This is a genomic window from Pseudomonas sp. S3_B11 (assembly GCF_054667715.1).
The window spans coordinates 3589418-3607601 of sequence record NZ_CP162749.1; the positions used below are offsets into that span (position 1 = coordinate 3589418).

Genomic DNA, 18184 nt, shown 5'->3' on the forward strand with positions numbered 1-18184 from the left:
TTGTGGGAGCGAGCTTGCTCGCGATGGGCGCAACTCGGTGCCAGCCTGAGAACCCACGCCAATTGACGCCCCGCCCCCGCCCATGCTCTCCTGTACGCCTAGTTACGGGTGCCCTTCACAGGGTGAAACGGGAAACCGGTGAATCGTGTGCTTTACTCCAAAGCCACGTCAGTCCGGTGCTGCCCCCGCAACGGTAAGCGAGCGAAGCGTCTGAACCACTGTGTCCCCGGACATGGGAAGGTGACGCTTGCAGGCCAGGCGCAAGCCCCGCCCCTCGCGAGCCCGGAGACCGGCCCTTGACTCATGCATCAACAAACCCGCGGTGGGCGGGCGCTGTTCGAACCTTGGCGGGCTTTCGCCCGGGGTTTCATCGCGCTCGAATGCCCACTGAACAAGAACAGAGGGAAGCGCCATGTCGACCATCAGCAGCACCGCCCGCACCGCCAGCAGCACCACCACCCTGAGCCAACGCCTGAGCGCCGCGATCCTTGCTTCCATCCTCGGCGCGGGGCTGGTCTATTTCGCCGGTTTCTCCCACATCGAAGCGGTGCACAACGCTGCTCACGATACCCGTCACAGCGCCGCATTCCCGTGCCATTGAGAACTGACGACATGATCAAGCGTATCGCGCAGACCGCTGGTTTCAGCGGCTTGCTGGCCGCCTTGCTGCTGACCCTGCTGCAAAGTTTCTGGGTATCGCCGCTGATTCTCCAGGCGGAAACCTTCGAGAAGGCCCCGGCGACCGAGGTCCATGAACACGCCGACGGGGCGGCTCATACCCATGATGCCGAGGCCTGGGAGCCGGAAGACGGCTGGCAGCGCGTGCTGTCCACCACGGGCGGCAACCTGGTGGTCGCCGTGGGGTTTGCCCTGATGCTGGCGGGCCTGTACACCTTGCGCGCACCGACTCGCACGTCCCAGGGCCTGCTCTGGGGCCTGGCCGGTTATGCCACTTTCGTCTTGGCGCCGACGCTTGGCCTGCCCCCGGAATTGCCTGGCACCGCAGCGGCCGACCTGGCCCAACGACAGATGTGGTGGATCGGCACCGCGGCGTCCACGGCGGTGGGCATTGCCTTGATCGCCTTCGGCCAGCATTGGCTGCTCAAGGTGCTGGGCGTGGCAACATTGCTGGTGCCCCACGTCATCGGCGCGCCGCAGCCCGAAGTCCACTCGATGCTGGCGCCCGAAGCGCTGGAGAGCCAGTTCAAGATTGCCTCGCAGTTGACCAACGTCGCGTTCTGGCTGGCGCTGGGCCTGATCAGCGCCTGGCTGTTTCGCCGTGACGGCCAAGCCCACCACGACGCATGAGCGCCGAGCCGATCCTGGTGATCGGCCTGGGCTGCCAGCGTGGTTGCCCGGCCAGCACGCTGCGGGCCCTGCTCGACCAGACGCTGCTGGCCCACGGCATCGAACTTCATCGGGTACGGGCCCTGGCCAGTATCGACCTCAAGCGTGACGAGCCCGGGCTGCTGGAGCTGGCCGGGCAACTGGCGCTGCCGCTGACCTGCTTCAGTGTCGAACAGTTGGCCAGCTACGAGCAGCGGCTCAGTCACCGTTCCGAGATCGCCTTCGAGCGAACCGGTTGCTACGGCATCGCCGAAAGCGCCGCCCTCGCCTTGGCCGACCAGTTGGGCAGATCGCCCGCGACGCTACTGATTACTCGCCAAAAAGGCCCCAAGAGCACGTTGGCATTGGCGGTCGTGGCGTAAATCCCGATAATCGGCGCCCAGGATCATGAGCGATCTTCATCTGGGCAACGCTCACCCACCTTCCACAGGAGCCGGTCATGACCGTTTACTTCATCGGCGCCGGCCCCGGCGACCCGGACCTCATCACGGTCAAAGGCCAGCGACTGATCCGCCAGTGCGCGGTGATCATCTACGCCGGCTCGCTGGTGCCAACCGCCGTCCTTGAAGGCCATTGTGCCGAACAGGTGATCAACAGCGCCGAGCTGCATCTGGAACAGATCATCGAATTGATCAAGAGCACCCATCTCAAGGGCCAGGACGTGGCCCGGGTGCATTCCGGCGACCCGAGCCTGTACGGCGCCATCGGCGAGCAGATTCGTTGCCTGCGGGAATTGGCCATCCCTTTCGAAATCATCCCGGGGGTGACAGCGACCTCAGCCTGCGCCGCCCTGCTGGGCGCCGAACTGACCTTGCCGGACATTTCCCAAAGCCTGATCCTCACCCGCTACGCCGACAAAAGCCCGATGCCCGCTGGGGAAGAACTGGGCAGCCTGGCGCAGCACGGGGCGACCATGGCGATTCACCTGGGGGTCAATCATCTGGAAAAAATCGTCGACGAACTGCGGCCCCACTATGGCGCCGATTGCCCGATTGCCGTGATCCACCGGGCGACCTGGCCGGATCAGGATTGGGTGATGGGGACGCTGGACGATATCGCAGCAAAGGTACACGCCAAGGGCTTTCGCCGCACGGCGCTGATTCTGGTGGGACGTGTGCTGGGCAACGATGTGTTCAGCGAGTCTTCGCTGTACCGCGCCGGGCATGCGCATCTCTACAGGCCCTGACTCGCCAGAGAATCCACCGGGATCCCCCTGCGGGAGCGAACCTGTGGGAGCAAGGCTTGCCCGCGAAGGCGTCGCCTCGGTCTATCCGCTACACCAAGGTGTTTGCATCGCGGGCAAGCCTTGCTCCCACAAGCTCGCTCCCACAGGTTACGAGCTGATCGCAAGATGGTATCGCCACAATCAGTAGTAGGCGTTTTCTTTCTGCGTGTGGTCGGTCACGTCGCGTACGCCCTTGAGCTCCGGAATGCGCTCGAGCAAGGTCCGCTCGATGCCTTCCTTCAAGGTGACGTCAGCCTGGCCGCAGCCCTGGCAGCCGCCGCCGAACTGGAGTACGGCGATGCCGTCTTCCACCACGTCGATCAGCGAAACCTGGCCGCCGTGGCTGGCCAGTCCCGGGTTGATTTCGGTTTGCAGGTAGTAATTGATGCGCTCGTTGACCGGGCTGTCGGCATTGACCATCGGCACCTTGGCGTTTGGCGCCTTGATGGTCAGTTGGCCGCCCATGCGGTCAGTGGCGTAGTCGACCACCGCATCGTCCAGGAAGGCTTCGCTGAACGAGTCGATGTACGCGGTGAAGCTCTTGAGCCCCAGCGCGGTGTCTTCGGGTTTTTCTTCCCCCGGCTTGCAGTAGGCAATGCACGTCTCAGCGTACTGGGTGCCGGGCTGGGTGATGAAGATGCGGATCCCGATCCCAGGCGTGTTCTGCTTGGACAGCAGGTCGGCCAGGTAATCGTGGGCGGCATCGGTAATGGTAATGGCGGTCATGGAAACTCCTCGCAGGCTTGCCGGCAGTTTACGCCAATCATCGCGCCGGACAAAGTCCTAGTATTTTTGTCAGGAAAGAGCCCGGCGGCACGGAGTTTGCCACCGGTGCTGTCGATCAGAGGTTCTGGTAGCGATTCATGTCCAGCACACCGTTTTCCACGGGCTCCGTCTCCTGGATGTACTGGCTCAGGTCATGGAAGTAGTGCCAGAACTGCGGGTGACTGCGGCGAATGCCCCAGCGCTCGACAATCCGCTCGAACGCCGATGCATCCTGGGCGCCTTGCATGGCCTCGACGAACGCCGGCACTTGCTCGGCCGGAATGTTGAACATGAAGTTCGGATAGCTGCTGAGCACACCCGGGTAGACCGTCAGCGTGTCCAGCCCCGGCTGGTAGCGCGCCTCCTCGCCCAGCAGGAACGCCACGTTGCTGTGGGCTCGGTTGCGCAGCAGGCTGTAGACCTCACGATGACCGCTGGCGGTTTCGACGCGCAGCAGGGTCGCTTCCGGCAGTTGGTCGATCACCTTGAGCCCCGCCGCCGGGCGTGACACCAGCCGACTGAGGGCCTGTTCGGCGTTTTGCAGCGCCGGGTCGATGTTCGGGCGCGAGCAGTAGGCCCCGTCGCAGCGGTTGATCGGATCGGGGCGCGCATTCAGCTCGCCGTAACGGGCCAGCAATTGCAGGGCGAAATCGCCCTTGGGGTCGCGTTCGTCGAGCTTGAGGGCGGTCGGCTTGTCATCGTCGATGGTCTCGTAATCGAGCCACATCTTGAATTTGCCGCCGGCCTGGTACCAGTCGTCAAGGTAGCCTTCCCGGGAGTCGGCCGGCATCAGGCGCAGGAAGTTCTGCTCCGCACCGTTGCGGATCAGATCGAAATACAGCCGGGTCTGGGCCTGGTGGGACACGTTGCCGAATACATCGAAGTTCACCGCCAATTGGTAATAGGTGCGTTCCAGCAATGGGAAGTCGAACAGCCACATCGTCTGCGGCACTTCGCCGATCAGGCCCTTGTTGACCGAGGCGCTGTCGAAGTGCCGGAAAATGCTCAGCAACGCATTGTCGTTCCCGGCCCACAGCGTCGACCAACTCGGCGCCGGAGCGTCGGCATAGACGTCGCGGCGCAAGGCTTCGTATTCGTTGCGCTTGTCCCGGTAGTCGAGCCACAGGCTGACGACGCTGCCCACATCGTCGTTCTGCCCCGGCATCGCCAGCAGCGGCGTGGCCTGGCCGCGGTAGTTCGGATCGGTGATGTACAGGTCGTGTTCGGGCGCTTGGAACAACGCCCAGAAATTGTCGCGGATCACGTCCGTGGCAATCTGGCCCCGGCACACCGGCCCGCGAATGAAGGTGCGCACGAAATACTCGGCGTTATCGAGCATGAACTGGTAGCGAGCCTGGGCCGGGATAGCTTCGAAGGTGGAGAACGGATTGGCCCGGCGCTCCGGACCGTAGCCCGGCAACGCGGAAACCTGCCATTTGCCGCTGTAGAACAGGCTCTTGATGCGCGCCATCTTCGCCGCGCTCAAGCCGTAGGTGATGTGGGTCTTGTGTACGATCACCCCTTGCACCGGCCAGAGCCGGTAATAGACGCTGGTGCCGGGGTCATCATTCGGACGACGGGTATTGATCAGGTCGATCGGCTGGCCGGTGGGCGTGCGCGAACGGACCCACTGGAAGAAATGCCCCGGCTCACCGTCCTTGAAATAGATGTGCGCCAGGAACCAATGCTCGAACAACCAGCGGCCCACCAGGCTTTCCCGGGCGCCAGGGGCATTGAGCAGGTTTTCCCATTGCACCACCTGCAAGGCTTCGGCGGCACTCGGGGCCAGGGCCTGCTGATCGATGGGGGCGCCTGCGGCCAGCCAGCGTTGCAGGGTCTGGTATTGCTGGTCGGTCAGGCCGGTGACGGCCAGGGGCATGCCTTCCTTGGGATGGGCACCGGCGTATTCGTTGAATTGATCGGGCATCGCGCAACTGTTTTCACGATTGAGGCCCAGCACGATCTCTTCGGGCAGTTTGGCGTTGGGCTGCAACGGCGTGCGGTGGCCCAACTCCAGCATGCGCGCCATCAGGGCAGCCTGGCTGCCTTGTGCATCGAGCACCGAATAGAAGCCCTTGCGCTGCCAGGCGCGCTGGCCGGAGGCGTCATAGAACAAACGGGTCGGATCGGCCGCCTGGCGCCGCTCGCCGTCGTACACCGACAGCTTGCTCGCCCCCCGTGCCGCGCCTTCGCCGCTGCCCAGGTTCAACTGGCAGGCGGAATCGTAGCAGGCATGACAGGCCACGCATTTTTCCGTGAAGATCGGCTGGATGTCGCGGGTGTAGGAGATCGCGGGAGCGAGACTCCCGGCCGCTGCGGTAAAACACAACAGCAGCAACAGACTGCCGAATAAGACGCGGTACGGCATGTCTCGGGTCCCTAAGAGATAGTCCGGCGATTCTACCGGGCCAGCATCGCCTTGCAAACATGAGCGATATTCATGCAAAAGCCCCTCATGATCAAATCCTGCACAGGTTTGCTATCATCCCGGCCTTCGTAATGGTCTTTTTTTCCAGGTAGTCCTATGTCTGATCGCAGCGCTCGCCTTTATCTTCTCCAGCAAGCCCTCAAGGAACGCATCCTGATCCTCGACGGCGGCATGGGCACGATGATCCAGAGCTACAAGCTGGAAGAACAGGACTACCGCGGCAAGCGCTTCGCCGACTGGCCGAGCGACGTCAAGGGCAACAACGATTTGCTGGTGCTCAGCCGCCCCGACGTGATCGGTGCCATTGAAAAAGCCTACCTGGATGCCGGCGCCGACATCCTGGAGACCAACACCTTCAACGCCACCCAGGTGTCCCAGGCCGACTACGGCATGCAGGGCCTGGCCTACGAGCTGAACCTGGAAGGCGCGCGCCTGGCCCGTAAAGTGGCCGACGCCAAGACCCTGGAAACCCCGGACAAGCCGCGCTTCGTCGCCGGCGTGCTCGGCCCGACCAGCCGCACCTGCTCGCTGTCACCGGATGTGAACAACCCCGGCTACCGCAACGTGACCTTCGACGAACTGGTGGAAAACTACACCGAGGCCACCAAGGGCCTGATCGAAGGCGGTGCCGACCTGATCCTGATCGAAACCATTTTCGATACGCTGAACGCCAAGGCGGCGATCTTTGCCGTGCAAGGTGTCTACGAAGAACTGGGCGTCGAACTGCCGATCATGATCTCCGGCACCATCACCGACGCCTCCGGCCGTACCCTCTCGGGCCAGACCACCGAAGCCTTCTGGAACTCCGTGGCCCACGCCAAGCCGATCTCCGTGGGCCTGAATTGCGCCCTCGGCGCCAGCGAACTGCGTCCGTACCTGGAGGAGCTGTCGAACAAGGCCAGCACCCACGTATCGGCCCACCCCAACGCCGGCCTGCCCAACGAATTCGGTGAATACGACGAACTGCCAGCCGAAACGGCCAAGGTCATCGAAGAGTTCGCCCAGAGCGGCTTCCTGAACATTGTCGGTGGCTGCTGCGGCACCACCCCGACGCACATCGAAGCGATCGCCAAGGCCGTGGCCGGCTATGCGCCGCGGCCAATCCCGGAGATCCCGCGGGCCTGCCGCCTGTCGGGCCTGGAACCGTTCACCATCGATCGCAGTTCGCTGTTCGTCAACGTCGGCGAGCGGACCAACATCACCGGTTCCGCCAAGTTCGCCCGGCTGATCCGCGAGGACAACTACACCGAGGCCCTGGAAGTGGCCCTGCAACAGGTCGAGGCCGGCGCCCAGGTGATCGACATCAACATGGACGAGGGCATGCTCGATTCGAAGAAGGCCATGGTGACCTTCCTCAATCTGATTGCCGGCGAACCGGACATCTCCCGCGTGCCGATCATGATCGACTCCTCCAAGTGGGAAGTGATCGAAGCCGGCCTCAAATGCATCCAGGGCAAGGGCATCGTCAACTCCATCAGCATGAAGGAAGGCGTCGAGCAGTTCATCCATCACGCCAAGCTGTGCAAGCGCTACGGTGCCGCCGTGGTGGTGATGGCCTTCGACGAAGCCGGCCAGGCCGACACCGAGGCGCGCAAGAAGGAAATCTGCAAGCGCTCCTACGACATCCTGGTCAATGAAGTCGGCTTCCCACCGGAAGACATCATTTTCGACCCGAACATCTTCGCCGTCGCCACCGGTATCGAAGAGCACAACAACTATGCCGTGGATTTCATCAACGCCTGCGCCTACATCCGTGACGAACTGCCCTACGCACTGACCTCGGGCGGGGTCTCCAACGTGTCCTTCTCGTTCCGCGGCAACAACCCGGTGCGCGAGGCAATCCACTCGGTGTTCCTGCTCTATGCGATCCGCGCGGGCCTGACCATGGGCATCGTCAACGCCGGCCAACTGGAGATCTACGACCAGATCCCGGCGGAGCTGCGCGACGCCGTGGAAGACGTGATCCTCAACCGCACCCCCGAAGGCACCGACGCCCTGCTGGCCATCGCCGACAAGTACAAGGGCGACGGCAGCGTCAAGGAAGCGGAAACCGAGGAATGGCGCGGCTGGGAAGTGAACAAGCGCCTGGAACATGCGCTGGTCAAGGGCATCACCACCCACATCGTTGAAGACACCGAGGAATCGCGACTGTCTTTCGCCCGCCCGATCGAGGTCATCGAAGGCCCGCTGATGGCCGGCATGAACATCGTCGGCGACCTGTTTGGAGCCGGCAAAATGTTCCTGCCCCAGGTGGTCAAGTCCGCCCGCGTGATGAAGCAGGCCGTAGCCCACCTGATCCCGTTCATCGAGGCGGAAAAAGGCGACAAGCCGGAGGCCAAGGGCAAGATCCTGATGGCCACGGTCAAGGGCGACGTGCATGACATCGGCAAGAACATCGTCGGCGTGGTGCTCGGTTGCAACGGCTATGACATCGTCGACCTGGGCGTGATGGTACCGGCGGAGAAAATCCTGCAGGTGGCCAAGGAGCAGAAGTGCGACATCATCGGCCTCTCTGGCCTGATCACCCCGTCCCTGGATGAAATGGTGCATGTGGCGCGCGAGATGCAGCGCCAGGGCTTCCACCTGCCGCTGATGATTGGCGGGGCCACCACCTCCAAGGCCCACACGGCGGTGAAGATCGAGCCCAAGTACAGCAACGACGCGGTGATCTACGTCACCGACGCCTCCCGCGCCGTAGGCGTGGCGACCCAGTTGCTGTCCAAGGAGCTCAAGCCGGCTTTCGTCGAGAAAACCCGCCTGGACTACATCGACGTACGCGAGCGTACTTCCAACCGCAGCGCCCGCACCGAACGCCTGAGCTACCCCGCCGCCGTGGCCAAGAAGCCACAGTTCGACTGGAGCAGCTACCAGCCGGTCAAGCCGACCTTCACGGGCGCCAAAGTACTGGACAACATCGACCTGAACGTCCTGGCCGAATACATCGACTGGACACCATTCTTCATTTCCTGGGACCTGGCCGGCAAATACCCGCGCATCCTCACCGACGAAGTGGTCGGCGAAGCCGCCACCGCGCTGTACGCCGATGCCCGGGCGATGTTGCGCAAGCTGATCGACGAGAAACTCATCAGCGCCCGCGCCGTGTTCGGTTTCTGGCCGGCCAACCAGGTGCACGACGATGACCTGGAAGTCTACGGCGACGATGGCAAGCCACTGGCCCGCCTGCATCACCTGCGCCAACAGATCATCAAGACCGACGGCAAGCCGAACTTCTCCCTGGCCGACTTCGTCGCGCCGAAGGACAGCGGGGTGACCGACTACGTCGGCGGTTTCATTACCACCGCTGGCATCGGTGCCGAAGAAGTCGCCAAGGCCTACCAGGAAGCCGGCGACGACTACAACTCGATCATGGTCAAGGCCCTGGCCGACCGACTGGCCGAAGCTTGTGCCGAATGGCTGCACCAGCAGGTGCGCAAAGACTATTGGGGCTATGCCCAGGACGAGAGCCTGGACAACGACGCCCTGATCAAGGAGCAGTACACCGGCATCCGCCCTGCCCCTGGCTACCCGGCCTGCCCGGACCACACCGAGAAGGCCACCCTGTTCCGCCTGCTCGATCCCGAGGCCAGCGAACTGAAGGCCGGGCGCAGCGGTGTGTTCCTCACCGAACACTACGCCATGTTCCCGGCAGCAGCGGTCAGCGGCTGGTATTTCGCCCACCCCCAGGCGCAATACTTCGCCGTGGGCAAGATCGACAAGGACCAGGTCCAGAGCTACACCGCCCGCAAGGGCCAGGACCTGAGCGTGACGGAGCGCTGGCTGTCGCCAAACCTGGGTTACGACAACTGAGTGCGCAGCAATTGGCTATGCTCTCTACATACGACCTTGTGTATGGAGAGCATCATGGACGAACCAACCGAAAATAAGCCGCCCACCCTCTGGCAAATGCTCCACAGCGTGGGAGCGGCGGCCTTCGGCGTGCAAAGCGGAAAAAACCGCGCCCGCGACTTCACCCATGGCAAGCCGAGCCACTTCATCATCCTCGGCATCCTGTTTACGGTGATTTTCGGGTTGACGTTGTATGGGATCGTCAATCTGGTGTTGTACTTTGCGGACGTATAGAACGTCTGCACAGTATGGAAACAGCTCTCTTGCGAACCGAAACAGCCATATCGCCCATCTCGATCTGAGCCGCTCTAGCGCCGCCCCAGTGCATCGAGCGAAAAGGCATAACGCTCGCCATCCGGGTGGGACACCAGGCTGAAGCGCTTGAAGTCCAGGCGATAGTCCTTGGCCGGATTCATGTTCAACCACGCGCGGGCACGGGCCGGATCGAGCGATTGCATCAGGTCGATCTGCTGGTTGTAGCCGCCATGACGCGCGAGGTCGACGCCCCGGGCGTGATCATGGAGCAGCACCATGGCCCACCCTCCCAAGCTGAAATGCCCGGTGAACAGCACGCTCAAGCGCCCGTCGATGCGGGCCTGGAGCGCCGCCCTGGAGCTGTTCATGGCGCTGAACAACACATCCTTGCCCGGTTGGCGACCCGCTTCCTCGAACGCCTGCATGGCGCCCAGGGCCATTTCATCATTGGCCGACCAGACCAGCGCGGTCTGCGGATAGCGCTTGATCAACTGGCTTGCCTGCTCATGAGCCCGTTCGCGATTCCACTCGCCATAGACCAACTGGCGCAGATGCACTTGCGGGTGCTCGGCCAGCGCCCGGAGCAGGCCTTTCTCGCGCAGTTGCGCCGAAGGGGTGAGTTTCTTCCCGGAAAAAGCCAGCAGATCGAGCGTCTGCCCAGGTGCCAGCGGTCCGTATTGTCGCAACAGTTCCTTGAGCATCAGGTAACCGCTGCGCTCATCATTGGGCACCAGGCTGCCGAGCAACTCGGGAGGTGGGGCACCATTCTCTGTCAGCAGGCGAGTCTGATCGCTGGTCAACGTGTTGTTCACCAGGAACAGCTTGACCCCACTGCCCTGCGCCAATTGCAGGATCCGCGGGGCGACATACTGCTCGTTGACCAACACCAGATAGTCCGGACGGTCCTTCGCCGTGACGGCCTCCCGCGCCTGGCGAATCATCCGCTGGGGATCGCGCTCGGCATACTCCACGCGCAGCCGCAAGCCCAGTTTGCTTGCCGCCGCTTGCATGAATTCGGTGTAGCTGACCCAGAAGGGCTCGGTGGAGTACCCCGGGTTAAGGAACACGACTGAAGGAGCAGCCGAACTGCCAGGCAACGCCTCGGACGAAGAAGAAACCACATGGGCGGCCTGGGCCTGGGCCCAGAATGACAGGCATAACAGCCCCAGTAGCCTACAGATAAACTTCGACATCCCGCCCGCCCCAAATAATACGCCACCCAGTATAACGACCCGGGTGGCGAACGGGCACATGAACACGAGACCTTCATGTGGCCTGCAACGGCTCGAACTTATTGATGACTGACCCAGAACACTGCGGTGCCCACCACCAGGATAATCAGGAACAAAATGGCCCAGGCATCAACAGTACTGTCGCTTTTCCTTGCTTTGGTCGGATTGCTCATTGCATCGCCTCTTGTCGGTTTTGTAGGTGATTGCATAGGGACTCGACCACAGTTAAGACGATGATTGCCCGTACGACAAATGTGGGTTAGGCAATAATCAATCTCATTAGTCGATTTGGTTCTTTACATATACTCAAACATCACTTTTGCGCATAACTCAAAACAGGTATCTTGCACCGGCTCCTCTAGGAGTGCGCGGCCGTGCGCGCAGAATTGCCGAGGCAGAACCCGATTCCAGCGAGCCAACATGCAGCTGTTTCTGATCGGCCCAAGCCTGAGACCGAGACTTATATGTACGTATATGACGAGTACGATCAGCGGATCATCGAGGACCGCGTCAAGCAGTTCCGTGATCAGACCCGACGCTATCTGGCAGGCGAGCTGAGCGAAGAAGAATTCCGCCCTCTGCGCTTGCAGAATGGCTTGTATATCCAGCGCTTCGCCCCGATGCTGCGCGTGGCTGTGCCTTATGGCCAACTGACCTCGCGCCAGGTGCGCAAGCTGGCGAAAATTGCCCGCGACTACGACAAGGGCTACGCCCACATCAGTACCCGGCAGAACGTCCAGTACAACTGGCCAGCCCTGGAAGATGTGCCCGAGATCCTCGCCGAACTGGCCACCGTGCAGATGCACGCGATCCAGACCAGCGGCAACTGCCTGCGCAACGTCACCACCGACCAGTTCGCTGGTGTCGCAGCCGACGAGTTGATCGACCCGCGCCCGTGGTGCGAGATTGTCCGCCAGTGGACGACTTTCCACCCGGAATTCGCCTATCTGCCGCGCAAGTTCAAGATCGCCATCAACGGCTCGACCTCGGACCGTGCGGCCATCGAAGTCCACGACATCGGCCTGGAAACGGTCTACAACGCGGCCGGCGAGCTGGGCTTCCGTGTACTGGTCGGCGGTGGCCTGGGGCGTACGCCGGTGGTCGGCGCGTTCATCAACGAGTTCCTGCCGTGGCAGGACCTGCTGAGCTACCTCGACGCCATCCTGCGGGTATACAACCGCTACGGCCGTCGCGACAACAAATACAAGGCGCGGATCAAGATCCTGGTCAAGGCCCTGACGCCTGAAGTGTTCGCCGAGAAGGTCGAAGCCGAGATGGCTCACCTGCGTGGCGGCCAGACCACCCTGACCGAAGCCGAAGTGCATCGCGTCGCCAAGCACTTTGTCGACCCGCAGTACAAGGCGCTGGGTAATCAGGACGCCGAACTGGCAGCCCTCGACAAGGAACACCCAGGCTTCGCCCGCTGGCGCACCCGCAACACCCTGGCCCACAAGAAGCCGGGTTATGTCGCGGTGACCCTGTCCCTGAAGCCGACCGGCGTCGCGCCAGGCGACATCACCGACAAGCAACTGGACGCCGTGGCCGACCTGGCCGAGCGCTACAGCTTCGGCCAGCTGCGCACCTCCCACGAACAGAACATCATCCTGGCGGACGTTGAACAGAGCCAGTTGTTCACCCTGTGGGGCGAGCTGCGCGAGCAAGGTTTCGCCACCCCGAACATCGGCCTGCTGACCGACATGATCTGCTGCCCGGGCGGCGATTTCTGCTCGCTGGCCAACGCCAAGTCGATCCCTATCGCCGAATCGATCCAGCGTCGTTTCGACGACCTGGACTACCTGTTCGACATCGGCGAGCTGGACCTGAACATTTCCGGCTGCATGAACGCCTGTGGTCACCACCACGTCGGCCACATCGGCATCCTGGGCGTGGACAAGAAAGGCGAAGAGTTCTACCAGGTCTCCCTGGGCGGCAGCGGTAGCCGCGACGCCAGCCTGGGCAAGATCCTCGGCCCGTCGTTTGCCCAGGACGACATGCCTGACGTGATCGAGAAGCTGATCGACGTGTACATCGAACAACGTACCGAAGACGAGCGCTTCATCGACACTTACCAACGTATTGGCATCGACCTCTTCAAGGAACGCGTCTATGCAGCGAATCATTAAGAACAACGAGGTTGTCGACGAAACCTGGCACCTGCTGCCCAAGGACGCGACCCTCGATGGCATCTCCAACTGTGACGACCTGATCGTGCCCCTGGCCCTGTGGCGCGATCATGCCCACGCCCTCAAGGCCCGCGACGGCGGCCTGGGCGTGTGGCTGGACGCCGACGAGGAAGCCGAGGAAATCGGCGAGGACGCCAACCAGTTGCAGGTCATCGCCTTGAACTTCCCGGCCTTCACCGACGGGCGCAGCTACTCCAACGCCCGCCTGCTGCGTGACCGCTATGGTTTCAAGGGTGAATTGCGGGCGATTGGCGACGTACTGCGCGACCAGTTGTTCTACATGCGCCGCTGCGGCTTCGACGCCTTTGCCTTGCGCGCCGACAAAGATCCCTACGAAGCCCTCGAAAGCCTCAAGGACTTCTCGGTGACCTACCAGGCAGCCACTGACGAGCCGCTGCCGCTGTTCCGTCGTCGCTGAGAAAGCCCTATGAAAAAGCCCTGAGCCGGGTGTACCGGTTCAGGGCTTTTTTGTTTCTGAATGATCAATGCCCAGCTCCCCCCCGAACCACTGTGGGAGCGAGCTTGCTCGCGATGGCGGTGTGTCTGGACAGAGGATGTTGGCTGTGCCGCCGCTATCGCGAGCAAGCTCGCTCCCACAGGGAATTGGCGGTTCTGCCCCCGAATTACCAGAACCGCTGCTGGGTCAGGCGGCTCCACCAACTGAGCAGCACGCGATCCACCGAGCCGCTGGCCGCCATGCCGATGCGTTCCTGCAGGCTTTTGCGTTCGGCGTAGTGCAGGTGGTACAGCTCGGCACCCTTGGCGCGTTCGGCCAGGTATTCATCGCTGGTTTTCAGCTCGTCCACCAAGCCCTTGCCCTGCGCCGCGACACCCAGCCAGACCTCACCGGTCGCCACTTCATCAATGGCCAGTTGCGGGCGGTAGTTGGACACGAAGTTCTTGAACAGCTCATGGGTGATGTCCAGGTCTTCCTGGAATTTCTCCCGGCCCTTCTCGGTATTTTCGCCGAACACCGTCAACGTGCGTTTGTATTCCCCGGCCGTCAACACTTCGAAATCGATGTCGTGTTTCTTCAGCAGCCGATTGACGTTGGGCAATTGCGCGACGACGCCGATGGAGCCCAGGATCGCGAAGGGAGCGCTGATGATCTTCTCGCCGATGCACGCCATCATGTAGCCGCCGCTGGCCGCGACCTTGTCGATGCAGACTGTCAACGGCACGCCGGCCTGACGGATCCGCGCCAGTTGCGACGAGGCCAAGCCGTAGCTGTGGACCATGCCGCCGCCACTTTCCAGGCGCAGCACCACTTCATCCTTCGGCGTCGCCAGGGTCAGCAGCGCAGTGATTTCATGACGCAGGCTCTCGGTGGCCGAGGCCTTGATGTCACCGTCGAAATCCAGCACGAACACCCGGGGCTTGGCCGCCGGCTTGTCCTTGTTTTTCTTCCCGGCCTTTTCAGCCTTGCCTTCGGCCTTGCGCAGGGCCTTGAGCTGATCCTTGTCCAGCAGCGTCTGTTCCAGGCGCTCACGCAGCCCCTTGTAGAAATCGTTGAGTTTGCTCACCTGCAACTGGCCGGTCGACTTACGTCGCCCCTTGCTGCGCAGCGCCGCAAAACTGGCCAGCACCACCAGGATGGCGATCACCAACGTCACGGTCTTGGCCAGGAAACCGGCGTACTCGATGAAAAACTCCACAGCAACTCCTTAAATGCAATGCGCCACTGAACGCAGGCGCGTAACGGTCCCAGCATACCCATGCGCCTGCGTCGCGACCAGTCATGAAACCGCTGGTTACCTTAACGCGAGCGAGGCAGGACAAGGCTGCAACGGGCATTTCAAACAAGCGTATGTTTTTTCATTGACAGCTCACCGCCATCCCCATAACCTCGCCAAACCTTCAACGTACCGGGATGACGCGGACGTGGGCAGTATCTATCTGATTCGACATGGCCAGGCCTCCTTTGGTGCGGACGACTACGATGTCCTTTCACCCAATGGCGTGCGCCAGGCGCAAGTGCTCGGCGGTCACCTGGCGGAGCTCGGTGTCGTATTCGATCGCTGCCTCTCGGGTGACCTGCGTCGCCAACAGGATACCGCCATCGGTGCGCTGGGCCAGATGTCCGCCGCCGGGTTGCCGGTTCCCGAGCTGGAAATCGACGCCGCGTTCAACGAGTTCGATGCCGACGCGGTCATTCGCGCCCTGCTGCCGGACATGCTTCCCCAAGAGCCCGAGGCGCTGCATATCCTGCGCAACGCTGCGCAGAACCGCGCCGAATTCCAGCGCATCTTCGCACTGATCGTCGAACGCTGGCTCAGCGGCCAGTATGACCCGCCGGGCCTGGAAAGCTGGCTGGGTTTTGTCGAGCGGGTCCAGGCGGGCCTGCACCGCATCCTGGAGCAAGCCGACAACACCCATAAAATCGCCGTGTTCACCTCCGGCGGCACCATCACCGCCCTGCTCCACCTGATCACCCGGATACCGGCCCGACAGGCCTTCGAATTGAACTGGCAAATCGTCAACACCTCGCTCAACCACCTGAAATTCAGGGGCCGCGAGGTGGCCCTGGCTTCCTTCAACAGCCATGCCCACCTGCAACTGCTGAAGGCCCCGGACCTCATCACCTTTCGCTGAGTCCGGATTACTGTAGACCCTTGCTGTACCACCCAAATAAGGATCGAAACCATGACCTCCGTAGCCGACGCCGTACAAGCCATGAAAGCCAAGTTCAACCCAGCCGCCGCTGCCGGCCTGGACCTGGTATTCGGTTTCCGCATCGACGATACCAAGAACTTCTCGCTGGTCGTCAAGGACAGCACCTGCGAACTGCAGGAAGGTGAAAACCCGGACGCCCAGGTGACCCTGGTGATGGACGGCGAAACCCTGCAAGGCATCGTCGACGGCAGCACCGACGGCATGCAAGCGTTCATGGGCGGCAAGCTGCGCGCCGAAGGCGACATGATGCTGGCCATGAAACTGTCCGAGCTGTTCCCAGGCTGAGACTGCGCTCGCGTTCTTCGCGGGCCTTTGATTGCAGACGAATCCCGCCCCCGTGGCGGGATTCGTGTTTTTGCCCTCCCCTGATCCCGCGTTGCACTCACAACCTTGATCCCTGTCAGTTGTCGCTCTTCCCCCAGCCGCTAACGTAGCGCTTCCATCAAGCCAGGGACGGCTCATCGGGAGCCGGCGCCTGCTCATCTCACGGAAGAGACTCATGCCCACACTGAAGATCATTTTGCTGTCGAGTGCCTTCAACGGCCTGACCCAACGCGCCTGGCTGGATCTGCGCGAGGCCGGCTATCACCCCAGCGTCGTGCTGTTCACCGATCCGGCCTCGGTCTGCCGGCAAATCGAAGAAAGCGGCGCCCACCTGGTGATCTGCCCGTTCCTCAAGGACCGCGTACCCGAGCAGTTATGGCGCAACCCTCGGCGCCCGGTGGTGATCATTCATCCCGGAATTGTCGGCGACCGCGGCGCCAGCGCCCTGGACTGGGCGATCACTCGGCAGCCCGAACGCTGGGGTGTCACGGCGTTGCAGGCGGTAGAGGAAATGGACGCCGGGCCAGTCTGGGCCACTTGCGAATTCGACCTGCCCCAAGGCCTGCGCAAATCCGAGCTGTATAACGGCCCGGTCAGCGATGCGGCCATTCGTTGCATCCGCGAGGTCGTGGAAAAATACCTCGACGGTTTCATCCCGGTGCCACTGGACTATGACCGTCATGACGTGGTCGGACGCCTGCAACCGAACATGACCCAGGCCCATCGCACCTTCAGCTGGCACGACAGCACCGGCTTCATCAAACGCTGCATCGATGCCGCCGACGGTCAACCCGGAGTGCTGGCAAGCCTGGCCGGCGAGCAGTTTTACCTGTACGACGCCCATCCGGACGTTCGTCACGGCCTGCCCGGCGAACTGCTGGCCGTGCGTGACGATGCGGTGCTGGTGGCGACAGGGGATGCAAGCCTGTGGATCGGCGCCCTGCGCCGCAAGCCGCAGCCCGGCGAACAGACCTTCAAGCGTCCGGCGCGCCACGTATTGTCGAACCGGCTCGAAGGCGTCCCGATGCTCGACGGTTCCCTGGCTCGCCAGCCGTTCAGCGATGAGCCTTACCAGCCCATTCGCTATCGGGAATGCGGCCATGTGGGAGAGCTGACGTTCGAGCTCTATAACGGGGCGATGAGCACTGAGCAATGCCAACGGCTGGTGGCGGCATTGCGCTGGGCCAAGTCCCGGGACACCCAGGTGCTGTTGATCCGCGGCGGGCGCGGCAGCTTTTCCAACGGTGTGCACCTGAACGTTATCCAGGCCGCCGCCGAACCCGGCCTGGAGGCCTGGGCCAACATCCAGGCCATCGATGACGTTTGCCTTGAGTTGTTCAGCGCACGGCAACTGGTGGTCAGCGGCCTGACGGGTAACGCCGGGGCCGGCGGTGTGATGTTGGCTCTGGCGGCCGATATCGTGCTGGCGCGCCGTGACATCGTGCTCAACCCGCACTACGCGACCATGGGCCTGTACGGCTCCGAATACTGGACCTACAGCCTGCCCCGCGCGGTCGGCCCGGACATGGCCTGGAAACTCACCCAGGACTGCCTGCCGATCAGCGCCCTCCAGGCGTTGCGCTACGGCATGGTCCAGGAGATCGGACCACGCTGCCCCGACGAGTTCGGCCTGTGGCTGCTGCAGCGAGCCAACAGTGCGCTGCTCGATCCGAACTATGAAAGCATCCGGGTTCGCAAGGCCGAGCGGAGCCTGTCAGCGATCCAGGCGTGCCGCGATGGCGAACTCGCGCAGATGCGACATGACATGGTGGACAATCGCCACGGCTTCGCCGACAAGTGCCGTGGGTTCGTCTTCAAGCACAAGGCGTGCCGCACACCAGAACGCCTGGTCGCCCCTTGGGCGCGAACAGCACAGGCCCAAGCCGTCCAATAATGCCCGGTATCG

General features: G+C 62.5%; 15 protein-coding genes and 1 riboswitch. Of the genes, 11 read left to right on the forward strand and 4 right to left on the reverse strand.

Annotated features, from left to right (window positions below):
- The first annotated feature begins 89 nt into the window (after nucleotides 1–89).
- Nucleotides 90–312: riboswitch (cobalamin riboswitch) on the forward strand.
- Between the two features lie 100 nt (nucleotides 313–412).
- The 4 genes from AB4O22_RS16135 (at nucleotide 413) to cobM (ending at nucleotide 2533) form a co-directional block, all read left to right on the forward strand.
- Complete coding sequence (locus tag AB4O22_RS16135) at nucleotides 413–601, forward strand: CbtB domain-containing protein (protein ID WP_014338677.1); 189 nt, start codon at nucleotides 413–415, stop codon at nucleotides 599–601.
- Nucleotides 602–612: 11 nt separating this feature from the next.
- The gene (locus AB4O22_RS16140; RefSeq protein WP_003200205.1) at nucleotides 613–1308 is read left to right on the forward strand and encodes a CbtA family protein; all 696 of its coding nucleotides are present in this window, start codon (nucleotides 613–615) and stop codon (nucleotides 1306–1308) included.
- Nucleotides 1305–1709, forward strand: coding sequence for a cobalamin biosynthesis protein (locus AB4O22_RS16145; protein WP_003200202.1), 405 nt, complete (start codon nucleotides 1305–1307; stop codon nucleotides 1707–1709). The genes AB4O22_RS16140 and AB4O22_RS16145 overlap by 4 nt, the downstream gene beginning before the upstream one ends.
- Nucleotides 1710–1786: 77 nt before the next feature.
- On the forward strand, nucleotides 1787–2533 hold the full coding sequence (cobM, locus tag AB4O22_RS16150; protein ID WP_027912555.1) for a precorrin-4 C(11)-methyltransferase: 747 nt from the start codon (nucleotides 1787–1789) through the stop codon (nucleotides 2531–2533).
- Between the two features lie 180 nt (nucleotides 2534–2713).
- Here cobM and nfuA read toward each other — a convergent pair whose 3' ends face one another.
- On the reverse strand, nucleotides 2714–3298 hold the full coding sequence (nfuA, locus tag AB4O22_RS16155) for a Fe-S biogenesis protein NfuA (protein WP_003182850.1): 585 nt from the start codon (nucleotides 3296–3298) through the stop codon (nucleotides 2714–2716).
- 115 nt (nucleotides 3299–3413) lie between these two features.
- Nucleotides 3414–5705, reverse strand: coding sequence for a fatty acid cis/trans isomerase (locus AB4O22_RS16160; RefSeq protein ID WP_060613696.1), 2292 nt, complete (start codon nucleotides 5703–5705; stop codon nucleotides 3414–3416).
- A 156-nt stretch (nucleotides 5706–5861) separates the two neighbouring features.
- Here AB4O22_RS16160 and metH point away from each other — a divergent pair, with 156 nt between their 5' ends.
- On the forward strand, nucleotides 5862–9572 hold the full coding sequence (gene metH, locus AB4O22_RS16165; RefSeq protein ID WP_460096734.1) for a methionine synthase: 3711 nt from the start codon (nucleotides 5862–5864) through the stop codon (nucleotides 9570–9572).
- A 54-nt stretch (nucleotides 9573–9626) separates the two neighbouring features.
- Entirely contained in the window at nucleotides 9627–9845 is a 219-nt protein-coding gene (locus AB4O22_RS16170; RefSeq protein WP_003200193.1) for a DUF2970 domain-containing protein, read from the forward strand.
- Nucleotides 9846–9919: 74 nt separating this feature from the next.
- Here AB4O22_RS16170 and AB4O22_RS16175 read toward each other — a convergent pair whose 3' ends face one another.
- On the reverse strand, nucleotides 9920–11059 hold the full coding sequence (locus tag AB4O22_RS16175) for an ABC transporter substrate-binding protein (protein ID WP_003200192.1): 1140 nt from the start codon (nucleotides 11057–11059) through the stop codon (nucleotides 9920–9922).
- 503 nt (nucleotides 11060–11562) lie between these two features.
- Between AB4O22_RS16175 and AB4O22_RS16180 the strand changes: the two genes are divergently transcribed.
- The gene (locus AB4O22_RS16180) at nucleotides 11563–13221 is read left to right on the forward strand and encodes a nitrite/sulfite reductase (RefSeq protein ID WP_003200188.1); all 1659 of its coding nucleotides are present in this window, start codon (nucleotides 11563–11565) and stop codon (nucleotides 13219–13221) included.
- A complete protein-coding gene (locus AB4O22_RS16185; protein ID WP_003200186.1) occupies nucleotides 13205–13699 on the forward strand; it encodes a DUF934 domain-containing protein in 495 nt (164 codons plus the stop codon). Before AB4O22_RS16180 ends, AB4O22_RS16185 begins: the two co-directional genes overlap by 17 nt.
- Nucleotides 13700–13904: 205 nt before the next feature.
- Here the strand turns inward: AB4O22_RS16185 and sohB are convergent, their stop codons facing one another.
- Complete coding sequence (gene sohB, locus AB4O22_RS16190) at nucleotides 13905–14936, reverse strand: protease SohB (protein WP_003200184.1); 1032 nt, start codon at nucleotides 14934–14936, stop codon at nucleotides 13905–13907.
- 226 nt (nucleotides 14937–15162) lie between these two features.
- Here sohB and AB4O22_RS16195 point away from each other — a divergent pair, with 226 nt between their 5' ends.
- From AB4O22_RS16195 to AB4O22_RS16205, 3 genes are all read left to right on the forward strand, one after another.
- On the forward strand, nucleotides 15163–15873 hold the full coding sequence (locus AB4O22_RS16195; protein ID WP_003200182.1) for a histidine phosphatase family protein: 711 nt from the start codon (nucleotides 15163–15165) through the stop codon (nucleotides 15871–15873).
- Between the two features lie 51 nt (nucleotides 15874–15924).
- The gene (locus tag AB4O22_RS16200) at nucleotides 15925–16239 is read left to right on the forward strand and encodes an SCP2 sterol-binding domain-containing protein (protein ID WP_003200180.1); all 315 of its coding nucleotides are present in this window, start codon (nucleotides 15925–15927) and stop codon (nucleotides 16237–16239) included.
- A gap of 214 nt (nucleotides 16240–16453) precedes the next feature.
- On the forward strand, nucleotides 16454–18172 hold the full coding sequence (locus AB4O22_RS16205; protein ID WP_013692705.1) for a hydrogenase maturation protein: 1719 nt from the start codon (nucleotides 16454–16456) through the stop codon (nucleotides 18170–18172).
- Nucleotides 18173–18184: the final 12 nt, after the last annotated feature.

What these genes read in the sequence shown, in the direction of transcription:
- AB4O22_RS16135 (WP_014338677.1), top strand. Translation starts at nt 413, where the DNA reads ATGTCGACCATCAGCAGCACCGCCCGCACCGCCAGCAGCACCACCACC.
- AB4O22_RS16140 (WP_003200205.1), top strand. Translation starts at nt 613, where the DNA reads ATGATCAAGCGTATCGCGCAGACCGCTGGTTTCAGCGGCTTGCTGGCC.
- AB4O22_RS16145 (WP_003200202.1), top strand. Translation starts at nt 1,305, where the DNA reads ATGAGCGCCGAGCCGATCCTGGTGATCGGCCTGGGCTGCCAGCGTGGT.
- cobM (WP_027912555.1), top strand. Translation starts at nt 1,787, where the DNA reads ATGACCGTTTACTTCATCGGCGCCGGCCCCGGCGACCCGGACCTCATC.
- nfuA (WP_003182850.1), bottom strand. Translation starts at nt 3,298, where the DNA reads ATGACCGCCATTACCATTACCGATGCCGCCCACGATTACCTGGCCGAC.
- AB4O22_RS16160 (WP_060613696.1), bottom strand. Translation starts at nt 5,705, where the DNA reads ATGCCGTACCGCGTCTTATTCGGCAGTCTGTTGCTGCTGTTGTGTTTT.
- metH (WP_460096734.1), top strand. Translation starts at nt 5,862, where the DNA reads ATGTCTGATCGCAGCGCTCGCCTTTATCTTCTCCAGCAAGCCCTCAAG.
- AB4O22_RS16170 (WP_003200193.1), top strand. Translation starts at nt 9,627, where the DNA reads ATGGACGAACCAACCGAAAATAAGCCGCCCACCCTCTGGCAAATGCTC.
- AB4O22_RS16175 (WP_003200192.1), bottom strand. Translation starts at nt 11,059, where the DNA reads ATGTCGAAGTTTATCTGTAGGCTACTGGGGCTGTTATGCCTGTCATTC.
- AB4O22_RS16180 (WP_003200188.1), top strand. Translation starts at nt 11,563, where the DNA reads ATGTACGTATATGACGAGTACGATCAGCGGATCATCGAGGACCGCGTC.
- AB4O22_RS16185 (WP_003200186.1), top strand. Translation starts at nt 13,205, where the DNA reads ATGCAGCGAATCATTAAGAACAACGAGGTTGTCGACGAAACCTGGCAC.
- AB4O22_RS16200 (WP_003200180.1), top strand. Translation starts at nt 15,925, where the DNA reads ATGACCTCCGTAGCCGACGCCGTACAAGCCATGAAAGCCAAGTTCAAC.
- AB4O22_RS16205 (WP_013692705.1), top strand. Translation starts at nt 16,454, where the DNA reads ATGCCCACACTGAAGATCATTTTGCTGTCGAGTGCCTTCAACGGCCTG.